We start from the raw sequence: 16,561 nt of genomic DNA on the forward strand, positions 1-16,561 counted from the left end.
CGGTCATGGTCGGAAAGTCTAACTACGGGGAACGTGGACGGTGAACAATGCGCCTCCGGTGCCAGGCGCGTCCGACACGGTGGCGAATCCGCCGTGCTGTGCGCTGACGAGTCGCACCAGGGCCAGGCCGATCCCGCGACCGCCGGGCACGCCGGTCTTGGACGTGACGCCACGCGAGAAGATTTCCTCGCGCATCGACTCGGGCACGCCCGGACCCGAGTCGGCGACCTCGATCGAAATGCCGTCGTCGTCCGTGATCCGGATCGAAATCCTCGCGTCGGGTCCGCCTTCCGACACGTCGACGGCATTGTCGATGAGGTTTCCGACGACGGTGATGACGTCCGTGGCGAGCTCGGGGTCGAGTGCGTGCAGGCGCGAGTCCGGCTCGAGTGTCAAGGACACCCCGGTCTCGGCGGCCAACGAGGTCTTCGCGATCAGGAGGGCAGCCACGGCGGGATCGGAAATCCGTTGCGTCACAGCATCACTGATCTCGGCCCGACGACGGGTCAGGGTTCCGACGAAGTCGGTCACGGCGTCATAGTCACCGAGTTGAGTGAGGCCCGATATGGTGTGCAACTGGTTGGCGAATTCGTGTGTCTGAGCCCGCAGTGTGTCGGTGACGCTCTTGTGAGACGACAGCTGGCTTTGCATCGACGCCAGCTCGGTGCTGTCGCGCATGGTGGTGACGGTGCCGATCTTGTGCCCCTGGCTGGTCGCGGCTCGCCGGCTGAGCGCGAGCATGCGTGAGGACGTCGACAGCACCACGTCACGGCCGTCCTCGCCTCGGAGGAGATAGCGGCGGACGCCTGGGTCGAGTGGGACGTCGTCGACATGCCTGCCGACCACGTCCCCGCTGAGGTCGAGAAGTTCCTGGGCGCTGTCGTTGAGAAGGGTGATGATGCCGTCGGTGTTCACCGCGACCACCCCCTCGCGAATACTGTGCAGCAAGGCCTCCCGGTGGTCGGCGAGGCTGGCAATTTCGGCGATCTCCAGTCCACGGGTGTGCGTCTTGATTCGGCGTGACAGGAGCCAGGAGCCGAGAAACCCCAGGCCGGCGCCGATCCCGAGGTAGAGAATCAGGCGCGCACCGGCACTGCTGAGCAGTGCCCAGGTGGACGGGTAGTCGTCGCTCACCGACACCGCAGCGAGGACGTCGCCGGTGGCCGTCAGAATAGGAACGTGGCCGACGATCGCGCGCCGGTCGTCCACCAGGACGTCACCCGACCAGGCGCGACCGGTCAGCACGTCGCTGCCACCGAGTTCCGCGGGGAGCCCGATCCGGGTGGGATCGGAAGACACTGCCGTCACGCCGTCCGGTGTGATGATCTCCGCCAGTGTCGCGCCCGACAGATTGACTGCCCGATCTACCTCGGGGGCGAGGACACGTTCCACCGACGGGTCCGACAGTCGGTCACGCACCACAGGAGTCGAGGCGACATTCTCGGCCACGGCGATCATGCGCTGACCCTGCAGTTCGCGAAATTCCACGGTCGACTGGTGAACCGAGACGGCGGCGACCGCGAGGAGCACGACGCCGACGACCACCAGTTGGAGCAGCAGGACTTGCCCGGCCAGACTGCGCACACGGGGGTGAAGTGGTGACCACAATGAACTTAAGTTCCATTTCGTTCGCATAGGTGACGTGCGTCACCGATGGGACCAGTATTGCCGAGGATCACATTGATGGCGAAATGGGGAACGATGTCGAGAACAGGTAGCGGAAGCAGCGTACGCGCGGTGCTCCTGCTTGCGCTCGTAGGCCTTCTCGTGGCCGCGTGCGGAGTTACCCGTGGCGAGGACGAGGGCCTGCACCGGGTGCGGATGATGGTGCCGAACAGCCCTGGCGGCGGTTATGACCTCACCGCGCGGACTGCGGTGAAGATCATGGAAGACCAGGGCATCACCGGACGAGTCGAGGTTTTCAACGTCATCGGCGCAGGTGGAACAGTCGCCATGGCTCGATTGATGAACGAAGCCGGCAACGACGACCTCATGATGATGATGGGCCTCGGGGTCGTCGGCGCCGGTTACACCAACGGATCCTCTGCCCGTGTGTCCGACGCGACCGCGCTGGCGAAGGTGGTCGAGGAGCAGGAAGGGATTCTTGTGCCCGCGGATTCGTCGCTGCGCACCATCGACGACTTCGTCGCGGCGTGGCGTGCCGACCCGGCCTCGATCACGATCGGCGGTGGATCGTCTCCGGGCGGGCCGGATCACCTGTTCCCGATGGAGACTGCCCGCGCGGTAGGAGTGGATCCCAACGCGGTGAACTACGTCTCCTACGACGGTGGTGGTGATCTTTTGACGGCGCTGCTGGGGCAGAAGATCACCGCAGGCACTTCGGGACTGGGGGAGTACGTCGACCAGATCGAAGCCGGTCAGGTGCGCGTGCTCGCGGTGTCGGGCAGCGAACGGGTCGAGGGCATCGACGCGCCGACGCTGTCGGAGGCGGGAATCGATCTCACCTTCACCAACTGGCGCGGAGTCCTTGCGCCGCCCGGCCTTTCGGACAGTGCCAAGGCGGACATGGTGGAGGCGCTCGAGAAATTGCACGACACACCCGAGTGGAAGGAGGCCCTGGTGAAGAACGGTTGGAGTGACGCCTTCATGACGGGACCGGATTTCGAGCAGTTCCTGCGCGAGCAGGACGAGCGAGTCTCGTCCACCCTGACCGAACTGGGGTTGGCATGAACGCGCCCGTTCAACCGCCGGCCGACGCCCCCGACGCGGCAAAAGCGTCACGGAAGCGCGACCTGGCGCAGTTCATCGTGTGTGCGGTCATGCTGGCGGTGGGCGGATTTCTCATCGTCGACGCACTGACCCTGAGCGCCGGCTTCGCGAAGGTGGACCCCGTCGGCCCGCAGCTGTTTCCGTTGGTGGTGGGTTCGGGTCTGCTCGTCCTCGCGGTCGGACTCGGCTTCGCGATCCTGCGCGGTTCCACAGGCGAGGCCGATGGAGGTGAGGACGTCGACCTCGATTCCTCGGGTGACTGGCGGACGGTGGGCCTGCTCGTCGGGCTGTTCGTGGTGACCATCGCGCTCGTCGACTTCCTGGGCTGGGCGATCATCGGCACCGTTCTGTTCGCCGGGGCCGCCACCATTCTGGGCAGCCACCACTGGGTGCGGAACATCGCCATCGGGGCCGTGCTCGGATTCGGCAGCTTCTACGCGTTCTACGTCGGGCTCGGAATACCGCTGCCCGCAGGCATTCTGGACGGAATTCTCTGACATGGACAATCTGAACTGGCTGCTGCAGGGGTTCGAGCAAGCAGCCACACCCATGAATCTGCTCTACGCGTGCATCGGCGTACTCCTCGGCACGGCGGTCGGCGTGCTCCCGGGCATCGGACCGGCCATGACCGTGGCCCTCCTGCTTCCCGTCACCTACAACGTCAGCCCGAGCGCCGCGTTCATCATGTTCGCCGGCATCTACTACGGCGGCATGTACGGCGGCTCGACCACGTCCATCCTGCTGAACACGCCGGGGGAGTCGTCGTCGGTGATCACGGCGATCGAGGGCAACAAGATGGCGAGAGCCGGCAGGGCCGCGCAGGCCCTGGCGACCGCCGCGATCGGGTCGTTCGTCGCCGGGTCGATCGGCACGATGCTCCTGGTGCTGTTCGCACCCATGGTGTCGAGTTTCGCGGTCACCCTCGGAGCCCCGTCCTACCTCGCGATCATGCTGCTTGCGCTCGTCGCCGTCACAGCGGTGCTGGGGAGCTCGAAACTCCGCGGATGCATCTCGCTCTTGCTCGGGCTCGCGATCGGACTGGTCGGAATCGACTTCCTCACCGGGCAACCGCGCGCCACGTTCGGAATTCCGCAGCTGTCCGACGGCATCGATATCGTCGTCGTGGCTGTCGCCGTCTTTGCGCTCGGCGAAGCCCTCTGGGTCGCGGCGCACCTCCGCCGCCGACCGGCCGAGGTCATTCCAGTGGGGCGGCCGTGGATGGGTAAGAAGGACTGGAAACGGTCGTGGAAGCCGTGGCTGCGGGGCACCGCATACGGATTCCCCTTCGGTGCTCTTCCCGCAGGCGGCGCCGAGCTCCCCACCTTCCTCTCCTACATCACCGAGAAGAAGCTGTCGAAGCACAAGGACGAATTCGGCAAGGGTGCCATCGAAGGGGTTGCAGGACCGGAGGCAGCCAACAACGCCTCGGCGGCCGGCACGCTCGTGCCCATGCTGTCGCTCGGTCTGCCCACCAACGCGACCGCGGCAGTCATGCTCACCGCCTTCGTCTCGTATGGGATCCAGCCTGGGCCGACTCTGTTCGAGAAGGAACCGCTTCTCATCTGGACGTTGATCGCGAGCCTGTTCATCGGCAACTTTCTGCTGCTGGTCCTGAACCTCCCGCTCGCACCGCTGTGGGCAAAGCTGCTCCGCACCCCGCGCCCGTATCTGTACGCGGGAATCCTCTTCTTCGCCGCACTCGGTGTCTTCGCGGTCAATCTCCAGTGGCTCGACCTGGCGCTGCTCCTGATCTTCGGCCTGATGGGTCTGATGATGCGCAGGTTCGGACTGCCCGTGCTGCCTCTGATCATCGGCGTCATCCTCGGACCGCGCATCGAACGCCAACTGCGGCAGAGCCTGCAGCTCGGTGGCGGCGATTGGGGAAGTCTGTTCACCGAGCCGGTGGCGATCATCGTCTACGCCATCATCGTGCTTCTGCTTCTCGCCCCGCTCGTCGCGAAGTTCATCCGTTCGCGGTTGCCCGTTCCCACATTCGATTTCCCCGAAGGACCGTCCGGCGACGGCTCCTCGGACACCAGAGAGAAGGCCCACGCATGATCGTCGTCGGTTACACCCCGGACCGGTACGGAGAGGCGGCTCTCGAACACGGCCTCGCGGAAGCACGGCTGCGGAACACGTCGCTGGTAGTGATCAACTCGTCGAAGGGCGACTCCCTCGCCGATCAGTCGTTCGCCGACCACACTCAGCTGCAGAAGTTGGAGGATCGGCTGGCGGCCAGCGGCGTCGAACACGAGGTCCGGCAGATCGTGGGCGACGAGGTCGTCGACGTGATCATCGAGGCGACGACCGCGCCGACCGCCGAGATGCTCGTCATCGGCATCCGCGACCGCACCCCGGTCGGGAAGCTGCTGATGGGAAGCACTGCGCAACGCCTGCTGCTGTCCTGCCGCAGGCCCGTCCTGGCCGTCAAGCCCGACTGACCACCTGTGCGTACTTGTCAACTACCCGCGATCTTGACAAGTACGCACGGTTCAGTCGGTGAGGATGATCAACTCCCGCTTCGAGGCGACCTCGACGCGGAGTCCGGCCTTCGACGCCACCCGGGCCACTCCGCGTACGTCGTGAGGTTCGGCTCGGGAGAGGGTGAGTGCGCGGGCGAGCAGGCCCTTGTGGTGCTTGTTGAAATGGCTGACGACGGTGCGGGTGCCGTCCGACTTCTCGGTGAGCACGGTGGCGATCACTGCGTCGGGGATCGGGCCGAGCTGCTGATACGTCCCGGATCGTAGGTCGACGACGAGGCCATCTGCTTCCGCGGTGATTGCCCGGCTCAATTGCGGTTTCCACAGCGCGCGGAGAGTTCCCACGCCGGGCAGCTTCGACCCGCCGGACAACCGGTAGGCGGGGATCAGGTCACCTGCGCGCACCGCGCCGAACAAGGCGGATCCCATCGCGAGGCGCGAGAGCGCCTTCGACCTCTGGGCCTTGGTGAAGGACTTCGCGTCGAGCGCGTCGAAGAGGACGCCGGTATATCGCTCCAACGCCGGCCGGGTCGGCGACACCCACAGCTTGGCGTTCCGCTCGATCTCGTCGGCCTGCGTGGGGCCGAGGGCCAGTGCCTCCTGCGACGCCTCCGCATCGGCGGCGAGGGTCACCAGTGCCGAGACCAGCACCTCGCGAGTCTCGGTGAGCTGCGGCATGGACAACTCGGCCAGGTCGAGGGGTGCGTCGGCACCACCGTCGGACTTGGTTTCTGAGGGAGGAAGTAACACCAGCACGGCCGAAACCCTACCGATCGGCGGTGAAGCAGTGCCGACGCAGTGGTGCAGCCATCAGCGGACTATTCTGATGACCCGTGATTACCCGCCTCTCCCACCTGTTCCTCCGCACCCTGCGCGACGACCCCGCCGACGCCGAGGTCCCGAGTCACAAGCTGCTGGTCCGCGCCGGATACGTCCGTCGTATCGCTCCGGGTGTGTACTCGTGGCTGCCGTTGGGTCTGCGCGTACTGCGCGAGGTCGAGCGGGTGGTGCGGGAAGAGATGAACGCGATCGGTGGCCAGGAAATCTCCCTGCCCGCGCTGCTGCCGCGCGAACCGTACGAGGCGTCCAACCGCTGGACCGAGTACGGCGACGGACTGTTCCGCCTCAAGGACCGCAAGGGTGGGGACTACCTGCTGGGCCCCACTCACGAGGAGCTGTTCGCCCTCACCGTCAAGGGTGAGTACAACTCCTACAAGGACTTCCCGGTCACTCTGTACCAGGTGCAGACCAAGTACCGCGACGAGGAGCGGCCACGCGCCGGAATTCTCCGCGGCCGCGAATTCATCATGAAGGACTCGTATTCCTTCGACCTCACCGACGACGGCCTCACCGCGTCGTACCAGGCCCACCGCGACGCCTACGCGAAAATCTTCACCCGTCTCGGCGTCAAGTACGTGATCGTGTCCGCGACGTCCGGCGCGATGGGTGGCAGCGCGTCGGAGGAGTTCCTCGCCGAGAGCGAGATCGGTGAGGACACCTACGTCCGCTGCCTCGAGTCCGGTTACGCCGCCAACGTCGAGGCCGTGAAGACCCTGGCTCCCGACGCCGTCCCGTTCGACGGACTGCCTGCCGCGAAGGTGCACGACACACCGGACACCCCCACGATCGCGACGCTCGTCGACTGGGCCAACGGCGCCGACCTCGGCTGGAAAGTCACCGCCGCGGACACACTGAAGAACATCCTGGTCAAGACCCGGCAGCCCGGTGGGAAGTGGGAACTGCTCGGCATCGGTGTTCCCGGCGACCGCGAGGTGGACGACAAGCGTCTCGGTGCTTCCCTCGAGCCCGCGGAGTTCGAACTACTCACCGAGGCCGACTTCGCGGCCAACCCCTTCCTGGTCAAGGGCTACATCGGACCGAAGGCGCTGCAAGCCAACGGTGTTCGTTACCTCGTCGACCCGCGGATCGTCGACGGAACCAGCTGGATCACCGGTGCCGACGAGCCGGGCAAGCACGTGGTGGGGCTCGTCGCGGGCCGCGACTTCACCCCGGACGGCACCATCGAGGCCGCCGAGGTTCGCGACGGCGACCCGTCACCCGACGGAGCCGGTGCGCTCGTCGCGGCCCGGGGCATCGAGATCGGTCACGTCTTCCAGCTCGGCCGCAAGTACACCGACGTGTTCTCCGTGGACGTGCTCGGCGAGAACGGCAAGCCCGTCCGCCCGACCATGGGCTCCTACGGGGTGGGCGTCTCCCGCCTCGTCGCCGTGATCGCGGAACAGCACCACGACGAGAAGGGTCTGCGCTGGCCGGCCGAGGTGTCGCCCGCGGATGTGCACGTGGTGATCGCCAACAAGGACGAGACCGCCCGGGAAGGCGCCGAGGGGCTCGCCGCCGAACTCGACAAGGCCGGTCTCGAGGTGATCCTCGACGATCGCAAGGCGTCGCCCGGCGTGAAGTTCAAGGACTCCGAACTGCTCGGTGTCCCGCTCGTCGTGGTCGTCGGCCGCGGCTGGGGCGAGGGCAAGGTCGAGGTCCGCGACCGCTTCACCGGCGAGAGCCGCGAGGTGGCCGCCGAGTCCGCGCTGAGCGAGATCGTCAAGGCTGTCAGGGGCTGATCAAACCGCCCCACGCCTTTCGTCCGGACTGTTAGCTTGGCCTGACACGTCCGGACGAAAGGCTTGCTGTGACGAATGCCCTGCTGTTCGATCCGACCTCCTACGATCCCGAGCATTTCGATCCGGAGACGCGCAGACTGCTGCGGGCGCTGATCGAGTGGTTCGAGTCGCGGGGCAAGAAGCGGCTGCTCGAGGACGATCTCGAGGCCGCGTGGCCCGACGACTTCCTGGAGTTCGTGAAACGGGAGAAGCTGTTCGCGAAGTTCCTCACGCCTGCCGACCTGGCGGGCGGCGACCCGGACAAGCGCTGGGATGCCGCACGCAACGCCGCCCTCAGTGAAATCTTCGGCTTCTACGGTCTGGCGTACTGGTACGCGTGGCAGGTGACCATTCTGGGTCTCGGCCCCATCTGGATGAGCGGGAACCGTGCCGCGAAGGAACGGGCCGCGACGCTCCTCGACGACGGCGGGGTGCTCGCGTTCGGGCTGTCGGAGAAGGAACACGGCGCGGACGTCTACTCGACGGACATGCTGCTGACCCCTGCGGAGAACGACCCGGGCCTCGCGTTCACCGCGAGCGGCGACAAGTACTACATCGGCAACGGCAACGTCGCGGGCATGGTGTCGGTGTTCGGCAGGCGTACCGATGTGGAGGGCAGCGACGGGTACGTCTTCTTTCTCGCGGACAGCCGCCACCCGGCATACCACCTGCAGGGCAATGTGGTGCACGGCCAGATGTACGTCAGCACGTTCCGGCTCGAGGACTACCCGGTGCGGGAAGAAGACATTCTCCACACCGGGGTCGCCGCGTTCGAGGCGGCGCTGAACACGGTCAACGTCGGCAAGTTCAACCTGTGCACGGGCTCCATCGGGATCTCCGAGCATGCGTTCTACGAGTCGATCACCCACGCGCACAACAGGATTCTGTACGGCAACCCGGTCACCGATTTCGCGCACGTGCGCGGAAACTTCGTCGACGCCTACAGCCGGCTGATTGCGATGAAGCTGTTCAGCGCGCGCTCCGTCGACTATTTCCGCAGCGCGAGTCGTGGCGATCGCCGGTACCTGCTGTTCAACCCGATGACGAAGGCGAAGGTCACCTCCGAAGGGGAGAAGGTGATCGCGCTCCTGCACGACGTGATCGCGGCGAAGGGGTACGAGAAGAACACCTACTTCCGCGAGGCCGCCCAGTTGATCGGCACCCTCCCGAAGCTCGAGGGCACCGTGCACGTCAACGTGGGCCTCATTCTGAAGTTCATGCCGAACTACCTGCTCAACCCGGCGGAATACCCGGAGATCGGCACCCGGCTCGACGCCGCCGACGACACCTTCTTCTGGGCGCAGGGTCCGACCCGCGGTGCGGGCAAGATCCAGTTCCACGACTGGACGAAAACCTATGATGCGCACTCGGACGTCCCCAACGTGGCCCGGTTCTCCGAGCAGGCGACCGCGTTGCGGGAACTGCTCACCACCGCCCCGCCCGACGCGGCCCAGCAGAAGGATCTCGACTTCCTGCTCGACCTCGGGCACCTGTTCTCGCTCGTGGTCTACGGGCACCTGATCCTCGAACAATCCGTGATCGCCGGCATCGATCGCGTTCTGATCGACCAGATCTTCGACTTCCAGATCCGCGACTTTTCCGGTTATGCCGTTGCGCTGTACGGCAAATCCTCCGCCACCGAGGCGCAGCAGAAGTGGGCGCTCGGCGCGATACGCCGCCCGGTGGTGGACGCGGAGCGATTCTCGCGAGTGTGGACCCAGGTGGAGAGCTACGACGGGGCTTACGAGATGCGCGCGTAGTGCAAGTTCCGGGGCTCCTTCTCCGGGGCGCGAGTGTCAGCGGTTGCGACTTCGGGCGCGGAGAGGCCGGCACCGGGGAGTGGGGGAAGGTTCACCCCAGGGTGGCTGGCCTCGGAGGTGTGGGCACTGCATTCTGAAGTGGCGGCACGGACTTCTCACCACGCACGGTGGATACGACAGGCGCGAATCAGACCCGACCGGTTGACCTTTCGCGGCGGACGTCTCCGAAATCCGCTCCCAGAAGGCGGCGGTTTTCGGGCGAATTCATGCTGGCACTCTCGGGCATCGAGTGCTAAATTTTTAGTGCACAGTGATGGTGGCTGCCCGTCGAGGTGGCGGGCGCAGTAGGAGACATGGGAGGTGTGTTGCTGTGCTTCGCTTCGACCCCTTCAGTGATCTCGAATCCATGACGAAGAGCATGCTCGGCTCTCCGGTCGGTTCCGCCCGGGTGCCGCGATTCATGCCCATGGATCTCTACAAGGTCGACGACCACTACGTTCTGCACGCCGACTTGCCCGGTATCGATCCGGGTTCGGTCGACGTCAGTGTCGACAACGGGACGCTCACGCTGACGGCTCATCGGAGCGCTCAGTCCGAGGAGAACGTGCAGTGGATCGCCTCGGAACGGTTCACCGGCACTTTCCGGAGGCAGCTCTCACTCGGCGAAGGTATCGACTCCGAGAGGATTTCGGCGTCGTACGAGAACGGGGTCCTGAGTGTGACCATCCCGGTCGCCGAACGGGCAAAGCCGCGCCGGATCGAAGTATCCAGCCTAGGCGCCGGTGAGCATCAGACGATCGAAGCTGGTCCTGCGGGTGGTGACTCGAGCTGATCGAGCGGACGGAAGGATCGTCCGCGGAGCCCCCTCGCCGAGGGGGCTCCGCCATGTCGTCGCCCCACCCAAGGGTGCACAGGACGACACCTTCGGGTGCAGGTGCCACCTCTGAGGGTGCTGGAGGGTTCGGTTGCCGGGAGGCAGGGTGAAAGGCAGGCAAGGAGCAGTAACACTCCACCCGTCCCGAGCGAAGATACCGAGGAGGCCATCATGTCGAACACCCCGGTTGCATCCCAGCACGATGGTCGCCGGCTCACGGTCCGGACCGATGACGGGATTTCTCTCGCGGTGCGCGAGTTCGGGTCACCCGATGCGCCGACGACCGTGGTGTTCGTCCACGGGCATTGCCTCCGTACCGAGTCCTGGTGGGCGCTGCGCAAGCAGCTGGTCCGCTTCTGGCGCAATGAGGTGCGGATGGTTTTCTACGATCATCGCGGGCACGGCGAATCCGGCGAGGCGCCTGCGTCGACCTATACCATCGATCAACTCGGGCGTGACCTGGGTTCGGTGCTGAACGCCGTGGCACCGCGCGGTCCGATCGTGCTCGTCGGGCACTCGATGGGGGGAATGACCGCGCTGTCGTATGCGCGGCAGAATCCGCACACGATCGGTTCGCGCATCGTCGGGATGGCCCTCATCTCGACGGCCGCATACGATCTCGCCGAGGCCGGCCTCGCCCGCCATCTGCGCAGCCCGGCAGTGTCGTTGCTCTGCAGCGCTGTTCGACGGGCGCCGCGCGTCGTGCACGGGTCGAAGAAGCTCGGCCGGACAGTCGGTACGGCACTCGCGAGAGCGGCCGGGGCGCGCAACCGCCCCGTCGACCCACGGCTCGCCGCTCTCGTTGCCGCCATGGTCAACACGACCTCCGTGGTGACGATGTCCAGCTTCCTCGAGTCGCTTCTCGGCTTCGACGAGCGCGCCTCCCTCGCCGCCCTCGCGCAGATCCCATCGTTGGTTCTCTGCGGCTCGGTGGACATGCTCACGCCGTTCCAGCATTCCGCTGCCATGGCGTCGGTGCTGCCGGCATCGGAGTTGGTCAGTGTCGACGGGGCGGGACACTCGGTCATTCTCGAACGCGCAGCCGATGTGGCGGTCGCGATCATCGGATTGGTCGAGCGGATCGCGCACAGCACACCCGCTGCCTCCGGACGTGAACTGATGGCGGTCGGCTGATCAGAGATCGCGTTCGTTGATGATGCCGCTGCGCATCGCCCGCTCTGCCAGGCGAACGCGCTTCTGATTCTGGGGCAGATCACCGACCCCGAACTTGGCGAACAACGTTCTCAGGTGGGTCTTGATCGCGTCGACGCTGAGGAAGAGCTCCTGCGCAATTTGTTGATTCGATGCGGGATTCGCGAAGGCGGCGCCGTGCTTGTAAGGCCGGCACAGTGCCGTGAGCACTCCGCGCTGCGTCTCCGTCAGAGACCGGACGTCGGGCATATCGGTTCCCATCCGGGTCGCCTCGTCGGGACCGCCACCGAACTCCTGATAGCGGATCCGGGTGGCACCGATGCGGATGCTGTCGCCCTGGCGAAGTCGCCGCCGTCCGGCGAGGCGTTCGCCGTTGACGAAGGTGCCGTTGCGGGACAGCCCGTCGTCGAGGATGGTCCAGTGTGAACCCACGCACTCGACTACGGCATGGAGTCGCGACACCTCATCGTCTTCGGTGAGGGGCAAGTCGGATCCCGGCGATCGACCGATGGTGACACGCGGCGAAGCGGGGGAGAGGTCCACGGTGTGGTGGTGACCTTCCCGATCCGCGTAGCTCAGACGAGATTCAGTGTCTCGGTCCACGGCGACAACCCTTCGGCACGTAACCATCCTGCCCCGCCGCGGGTGTGCTGAGCAAGATCATGTGTGGCTGCAGCTGGTCAGCGTGTCGTGTCGGGAGCGCCGCCAGGTCAGAACAGCGGTCCGCCGCCGAACGCCTCACGGTGGGAGGGTGGGGTGCGGTCGTTCGTATCGGCAATTCCGTACTCCCGCGCGAGTTCCGCCGTGACGAAGGTGTGACCGCTGCGTTCGGGAAGGGCCGGATCGTCGACGAGCCCGCAGATCACCCGGCCGACGAACTGGGGTGACTCGGCGTCCGCGACAGGAAATCCGGCGATGGAGTCGAGGCCACTGGCGACGATCATCTCCGTCCGGACGATTCCCGGCCACAGTGACACGGCCCGCACGTCGTGCGGCGCCAGCTCGACCGCCATGTCACTCGCCATCTTGTCCAGCCCCGCCTTCGACATACCGTAGAGGACGGAATGAAGATGACTCCTTGTGCCGAACGACGAGATATTCGCGATCAGGCCGCGGCGGCGGGGGACCATCAGCCGGGCAGCCTCCACGGAGGCGACGTAATGTGCGCGCAGACCGACGCCGATGAGGGAGTCCCAGTCGTCGAGCGGTCGTTCCCAGAAGGGCGCGTCGAATCCACCGAACCCGGGGGGACTCGCCCACACGTTGTTGACCAACAGGTCGAGTCGGCCGCCCTGCTCGTCGGCGATGCGCCGGAACACGGTCTGCACGTCGTCGTCGTTTCGGTGATCGCACTCGACCGCTACTCCGGTGCCCCCGTGCTCGGTGACCTTCGTCGCAGCGGCAACGAGGGGACTGCCGTCCGGTAGCGGGCCCCGCCCGGTCAGGTACACCGTCCATCCCGCCGCGCCCAGAGCCGTGGCCACCCCTTTGCCGACGCCCCGGCTCGCCCCGGTGACCAACGCAACGCGCGCCGTCACTGCATCACCACCGTGTCCGAAGCCAAAGGACGGGTAATCGACCACCGAACGGTGTAATGGCACCGCGACATCCGCCACCCGCCGTCCTCGAATCGATATGCGTCGTCGTATTCGCCCGAGGACACCGTCTCCGTGCCGTTCAGCAGGTTCACCTGACGGAACGCCAGTGTCCACACGCCCGTCGCCTCGCTCTCGCTGTGCAACTCGATGTGCGGATGGAACCCGTGATGCATGTCGTAAATGACCGGCCGGCCGTTCACCTCACGGAGGGCGATGTCCGTGAACACCTCGGTGATGCGGTCTGCGTCGTCGAACCGGCCGAGGACGCCGAAATCGATCGACGCGCCCCACGAGACGAAGCAGGCCCGGAACGCGCCCGGATCCTTACCGTCACACGCGCGCCAGTACCGGTACTTCAGTGCCTTGATGGCCTCGACTCTCTCGAGGTCCCCCAGCCGCTGTTCCACCGAACGCTCGTCCACGCCGTCGTCCTCCCGTTCCGCCAGCCGTCCGGCTGAGACGCTAGGCCGGTAGCGAGTCGTGTGGGTCCACAATCCCAGTGGGCGGGAACTCACGTGCGGCTACGGCTGGCCGGGGAAGACCGCCGTCGTGGGATTCGTCCCGAGGGCGAGACGCCAGCCGGCCTCTCGGATCGCCGACTCCGTCAGGCCGGCGACACCCAGCGACCGCGTGTCCCCCGTCTCACCCTGCTCGACCACGGCCCGCCAGGCGATGGCCGTATCGGCCTCTACTCGAGCGGCGAGCTGGGCCGCCGAGACCGGGTCCGTGACCGGGAACGGCAGGGTGTACCCGGCCTCGGCGGCCGGGGCCGCCATCCCTGCGGCCGTCAATGCGTCGATCAGCGCGTCGCGACGTGCCCGGTGACCCGCGGCGCCGGCAGCTACCTGATCCGCCCGAACCGGGTTGGAGAATGCGGCGACCACTCCGTAGGCGAACACCGCGGCATGCTCGGCGACCAGCGCGTCGGAGAGGCTTTGTCCCTCGGCCTCGGTAGGAACCGTCACGGCAGCACCACCGCCAGATAGGTGGCGCAGGCGGCACTGATCGACGCCGAGAGTCCGGCGCGATACGCACTCAGGTTCCTAGCCGAATCAGCTGCGCTGCGCTGAGACTCGGCGAGTTCGGCGCGCAGCTGATCAATGCTCGGTGGGGGTGTCGGTGCCGCGGGGGCCGGAGACGCGGATGGTGACGTGGTCGGCGTCGTCCCGTCCGGGTAAGTACCTGCGGCCCTCGCGATTTCGGCATCCAAGGCGTCGGCGTGCGCAGTGCGCTGGGAACGGACGAGGTCGAGCGCTGCGCCGCGCTCGGGGAGCAGCGCGATCGCCGCCGCCGCGCTGGCGGCGTCCCGCCGGGCCAGCCGCGCCTGGGCGACGAGGGAATCGACCTCGGCCTGGGTATTCGTGTCCTCGGCGCATCCCGCCAAGAGGGCGACGCCGGTGGCACCGATGGCGGAGACTGCTGCGAACCGGAGAGCGGCGCGCCGGGACACGACCGGGCCGAACGTCGGCGGTCGGGAGGCGGTGGGCGTGAGCACCGGTCCATGGTGCCAGGTCGGGCGGCGAAGCCGGGAATCGGCGAGCGGGGCTGGTCACGGAAGCCTCCGATCGGCGCTACTCTTAGATGCCCGAACCCCGTCACGACGGGTAGCGGTGCTACGTGCGCCCAGCACGAGTTGCGCCCGCCCGAAGACCTGCCCGACGAACGACCTGACCGACGAACGACAACTGAAACGAGGAGCTTTCCCGATGCCGGTTCCATCCAAGGAGAGGGTGACGGAGCTCATCTCCGACCTGGTACACCGCCAGGGCTACGACTTGGAGGACGTTGCCGTCAACCTTGCGGGCAAGCACAGCGCGGTCCGGATCATGGTGGACAGCGACGCCGGGCTCGAACTCGACGCCGTGGCGCGCCTGAGTCACACGATCTCGGAGGTCTTCGACGCGGTTCCCGATTTCGGTGAGACTCCGTACACGCTCGAGGTCACCTCTCCCGGTATCGACCGTCCGCTCACGCACGAGCGGCACTGGCGCCGCGCTCGCGGCCGCAAGGCGCGCATCGACCTCGCGAACGAGACCGTCGTCGGTCGGATCGGTCGGTGGGACGGCGACGCAGTCGAGGTGGTGATCGGATCGCGCTCCGGGCCGGAGGTTCGGCGAGTGCCCGTATCGGACATCGTGAAAGCTGTTGTGCAGGTCGAGTTTTCGAAGCCCGACCCACGAGAGTTGGAGCTTGCAGGTGGAATACCCGAGGGTCGGGTGTCGCCGTCCGACTCCGATGTGTCGGAAGAGGAAGAAGTAGTAGAGGGGTTGGACAAGTGAATATCGACATTGCGGCGCTGCGCGCCATCGAGGCCGACAAGGGTGTCTCGATCGAAACCGTCATCTCGACGATCCAGACGGCGCTCCTGACGGCCTATCGGCACACCGAAGGCCACAAGAACCACGCGCGGATCGACGTCGACACCAAGAGCGGCATCGTGCGTGTGATGGCGCACGACGTCGACGCGGACGGCAACATGGTCGGCGAGGAGTGGGACGACACCCCCGAGGGCTTCGGCCGGATCGCTGCGACCACCGCGCGTCAGGTCATCCTCCAGCGCCTGCGCGACGCCGAGCACGAGCGGAGCTTCGGGGAGTTCTCGACCCATGAGGGGGAGATCGTCGGCGGCGTCATCCAGCGCGACACGCGGGCGAACTCCCGCGGGATGGTCGTGGTCCGGATCGGCAGCGAGGCCAACGGCGCCGAGGGGCTGGTCCCGCCCGCCGAGCAGGTTCCCGGTGAGACCTACGAGCACGGCGAGCGGCTCAAGTGCTACGTCGTGGGCGTGGCGCGCGGACAGCGCGGTCCGCAGATCACGTTGTCGCGGACACACCCGAATCTCGTCCGGAAACTGTTCGCCCTCGAGGTTCCGGAGATCGCGGACGGCTCGGTGGAGATCATCGCCGTCGCGCGGGAGGCGGGTCACCGATCGAAGATCGCCGTCGCGTCGCGCGTCTCGGGCCTCAACGCGAAAGGCGCGTGCATCGGTCCCATGGGCCAGCGCGTGCGGAACGTGATGAGTGAACTCGCCGGCGAGAAGATCGACATCATCGACTTCGACGAGGATCCCGCCCGGTTCGTCGGCAACGCACTGTCGCCATCGAAGGTGGTCTCCGTCACAGTGGTGGACGCGGATGCGCGCGCGGCGCGTGTTGTCGTACCCGACTTCCAGTTGTCCCTCGCGATCGGGAAGGAAGGGCAGAACGCCCGTCTCGCTGCACGCCTGACCGGTTGGCGGATCGACATCCGCAGTGACGCGGCGCCCACCCCGGAGTCGGCCGACGGACCCGCTGCGACCACTCGTTGAGCGTGGAATGCAGAGATCGGGGCGAGTCGGCGGTAGAGTGGT

17 protein-coding genes are annotated in these 16,561 nt (G+C 66.4%); 10 read left to right on the forward strand and 7 right to left on the reverse strand.

The window, feature by feature from the left end:
* Window positions 1–18 precede the first annotated feature (18 nt).
* Entirely contained in the window at window positions 19–1,635 is a 1,617-nt protein-coding gene (locus NOF53_RS09290) for a sensor histidine kinase (RefSeq protein ID WP_255967541.1), read from the reverse strand.
* A gap of 66 nt (window positions 1,636–1,701) precedes the next feature.
* Between NOF53_RS09290 and NOF53_RS09295 the strand changes: the two genes are divergently transcribed.
* From NOF53_RS09295 to NOF53_RS09310, 4 genes are read left to right on the forward strand one after another with little or no spacing between them, the layout of a single operon-like run.
* A complete protein-coding gene (locus tag NOF53_RS09295; protein WP_255967736.1) occupies window positions 1,702–2,691 on the forward strand; it encodes a Bug family tripartite tricarboxylate transporter substrate binding protein in 990 nt (329 codons plus the stop codon).
* Window positions 2,688–3,227, forward strand: a complete 540-nt coding sequence (locus NOF53_RS09300) for a tripartite tricarboxylate transporter TctB family protein (protein ID WP_255967542.1) — start codon at window positions 2,688–2,690, stop codon at window positions 3,225–3,227. The genes NOF53_RS09295 and NOF53_RS09300 overlap by 4 nt, the downstream gene beginning before the upstream one ends.
* Window position 3,228: 1 nt before the next feature.
* Complete coding sequence (locus NOF53_RS09305; protein WP_255967544.1) at window positions 3,229–4,788, forward strand: tripartite tricarboxylate transporter permease; 1,560 nt, start codon at window positions 3,229–3,231, stop codon at window positions 4,786–4,788.
* Window positions 4,785–5,171, forward strand: coding sequence for a universal stress protein (locus tag NOF53_RS09310; protein WP_255967546.1), 387 nt, complete (start codon window positions 4,785–4,787; stop codon window positions 5,169–5,171). Before NOF53_RS09305 ends, NOF53_RS09310 begins: the two co-directional genes overlap by 4 nt.
* 51 nt (window positions 5,172–5,222) lie before the next feature.
* Here NOF53_RS09310 and yaaA read toward each other — a convergent pair whose 3' ends face one another.
* On the reverse strand, window positions 5,223–5,966 hold the full coding sequence (gene yaaA / locus NOF53_RS09315) for a peroxide stress protein YaaA (RefSeq protein WP_255967548.1): 744 nt from the start codon (window positions 5,964–5,966) through the stop codon (window positions 5,223–5,225).
* 77 nt (window positions 5,967–6,043) lie between these two features.
* Between yaaA and NOF53_RS09320 the strand changes: the two genes are divergently transcribed.
* The 4 genes from NOF53_RS09320 to NOF53_RS09335 all read left to right on the forward strand — a co-directional run bounded on the left by NOF53_RS09320 (window position 6,044) and on the right by NOF53_RS09335 (window position 11,596).
* Window positions 6,044–7,789 carry a proline--tRNA ligase gene (locus tag NOF53_RS09320; protein WP_255967549.1) on the forward strand — a complete coding sequence of 582 codons (1,746 nt, stop codon included), beginning with the start codon at window positions 6,044–6,046 and terminating at the stop codon, window positions 7,787–7,789.
* 68 nt (window positions 7,790–7,857) lie between these two features.
* The gene (locus NOF53_RS09325; RefSeq protein WP_255967550.1) at window positions 7,858–9,588 is read left to right on the forward strand and encodes an acyl-CoA dehydrogenase family protein; all 1,731 of its coding nucleotides are present in this window, start codon (window positions 7,858–7,860) and stop codon (window positions 9,586–9,588) included.
* 370 nt (window positions 9,589–9,958) lie between these two features.
* Window positions 9,959–10,420 carry an Hsp20/alpha crystallin family protein gene (locus tag NOF53_RS09330; RefSeq protein ID WP_255967551.1) on the forward strand — a complete coding sequence of 154 codons (462 nt, stop codon included), beginning with the start codon at window positions 9,959–9,961 and terminating at the stop codon, window positions 10,418–10,420.
* A gap of 213 nt (window positions 10,421–10,633) precedes the next feature.
* Entirely contained in the window at window positions 10,634–11,596 is a 963-nt protein-coding gene (locus NOF53_RS09335) for an alpha/beta fold hydrolase (protein WP_255967552.1), read from the forward strand.
* Here the strand turns inward: NOF53_RS09335 and NOF53_RS09340 are convergent, their stop codons facing one another.
* From NOF53_RS09340 to NOF53_RS09360, 5 genes are all read right to left on the reverse strand, one after another.
* Window positions 11,597–12,244 carry an FHA domain-containing protein gene (locus tag NOF53_RS09340; RefSeq protein ID WP_305086682.1) on the reverse strand — a complete coding sequence of 216 codons (648 nt, stop codon included), beginning with the start codon at window positions 12,242–12,244 and terminating at the stop codon, window positions 11,597–11,599.
* A gap of 80 nt (window positions 12,245–12,324) precedes the next feature.
* Window positions 12,325–13,152: an SDR family NAD(P)-dependent oxidoreductase gene (locus NOF53_RS09345; RefSeq protein WP_255967554.1), complete on the reverse strand. Its 828-nt coding sequence runs from the start codon at window positions 13,150–13,152 to the stop codon at window positions 12,325–12,327.
* Window positions 13,149–13,634 carry a nuclear transport factor 2 family protein gene (locus NOF53_RS09350; RefSeq protein ID WP_255967555.1) on the reverse strand — a complete coding sequence of 162 codons (486 nt, stop codon included), beginning with the start codon at window positions 13,632–13,634 and terminating at the stop codon, window positions 13,149–13,151. Before NOF53_RS09350 ends, NOF53_RS09345 begins: the two co-directional genes overlap by 4 nt.
* A gap of 99 nt (window positions 13,635–13,733) precedes the next feature.
* Window positions 13,734–14,177, reverse strand: coding sequence for a ferritin-like domain-containing protein (locus NOF53_RS09355; protein WP_255967556.1), 444 nt, complete (start codon window positions 14,175–14,177; stop codon window positions 13,734–13,736).
* Complete coding sequence (locus NOF53_RS09360; RefSeq protein ID WP_255967557.1) at window positions 14,174–14,707, reverse strand: hypothetical protein; 534 nt, start codon at window positions 14,705–14,707, stop codon at window positions 14,174–14,176. Before NOF53_RS09360 ends, NOF53_RS09355 begins: the two co-directional genes overlap by 4 nt.
* 211 nt (window positions 14,708–14,918) lie before the next feature.
* Here NOF53_RS09360 and rimP point away from each other — a divergent pair, with 211 nt between their 5' ends.
* Together rimP and nusA are read left to right on the forward strand one after the other, a co-directional pair.
* On the forward strand, window positions 14,919–15,491 hold the full coding sequence (gene rimP / locus NOF53_RS09365; protein WP_255967559.1) for a ribosome maturation factor RimP: 573 nt from the start codon (window positions 14,919–14,921) through the stop codon (window positions 15,489–15,491).
* On the forward strand, window positions 15,488–16,519 hold the full coding sequence (nusA, locus tag NOF53_RS09370) for a transcription termination factor NusA (RefSeq protein ID WP_255967561.1): 1,032 nt from the start codon (window positions 15,488–15,490) through the stop codon (window positions 16,517–16,519). Before rimP ends, nusA begins: the two co-directional genes overlap by 4 nt.
* Window positions 16,520–16,561: the final 42 nt, after the last annotated feature.

It is taken from the genome of Rhodococcus tibetensis (assembly GCF_024438035.1).
Classification (GTDB): Bacteria; Actinomycetota; Actinomycetes; order Mycobacteriales; family Mycobacteriaceae; genus Rhodococcus_F; species Rhodococcus_F tibetensis.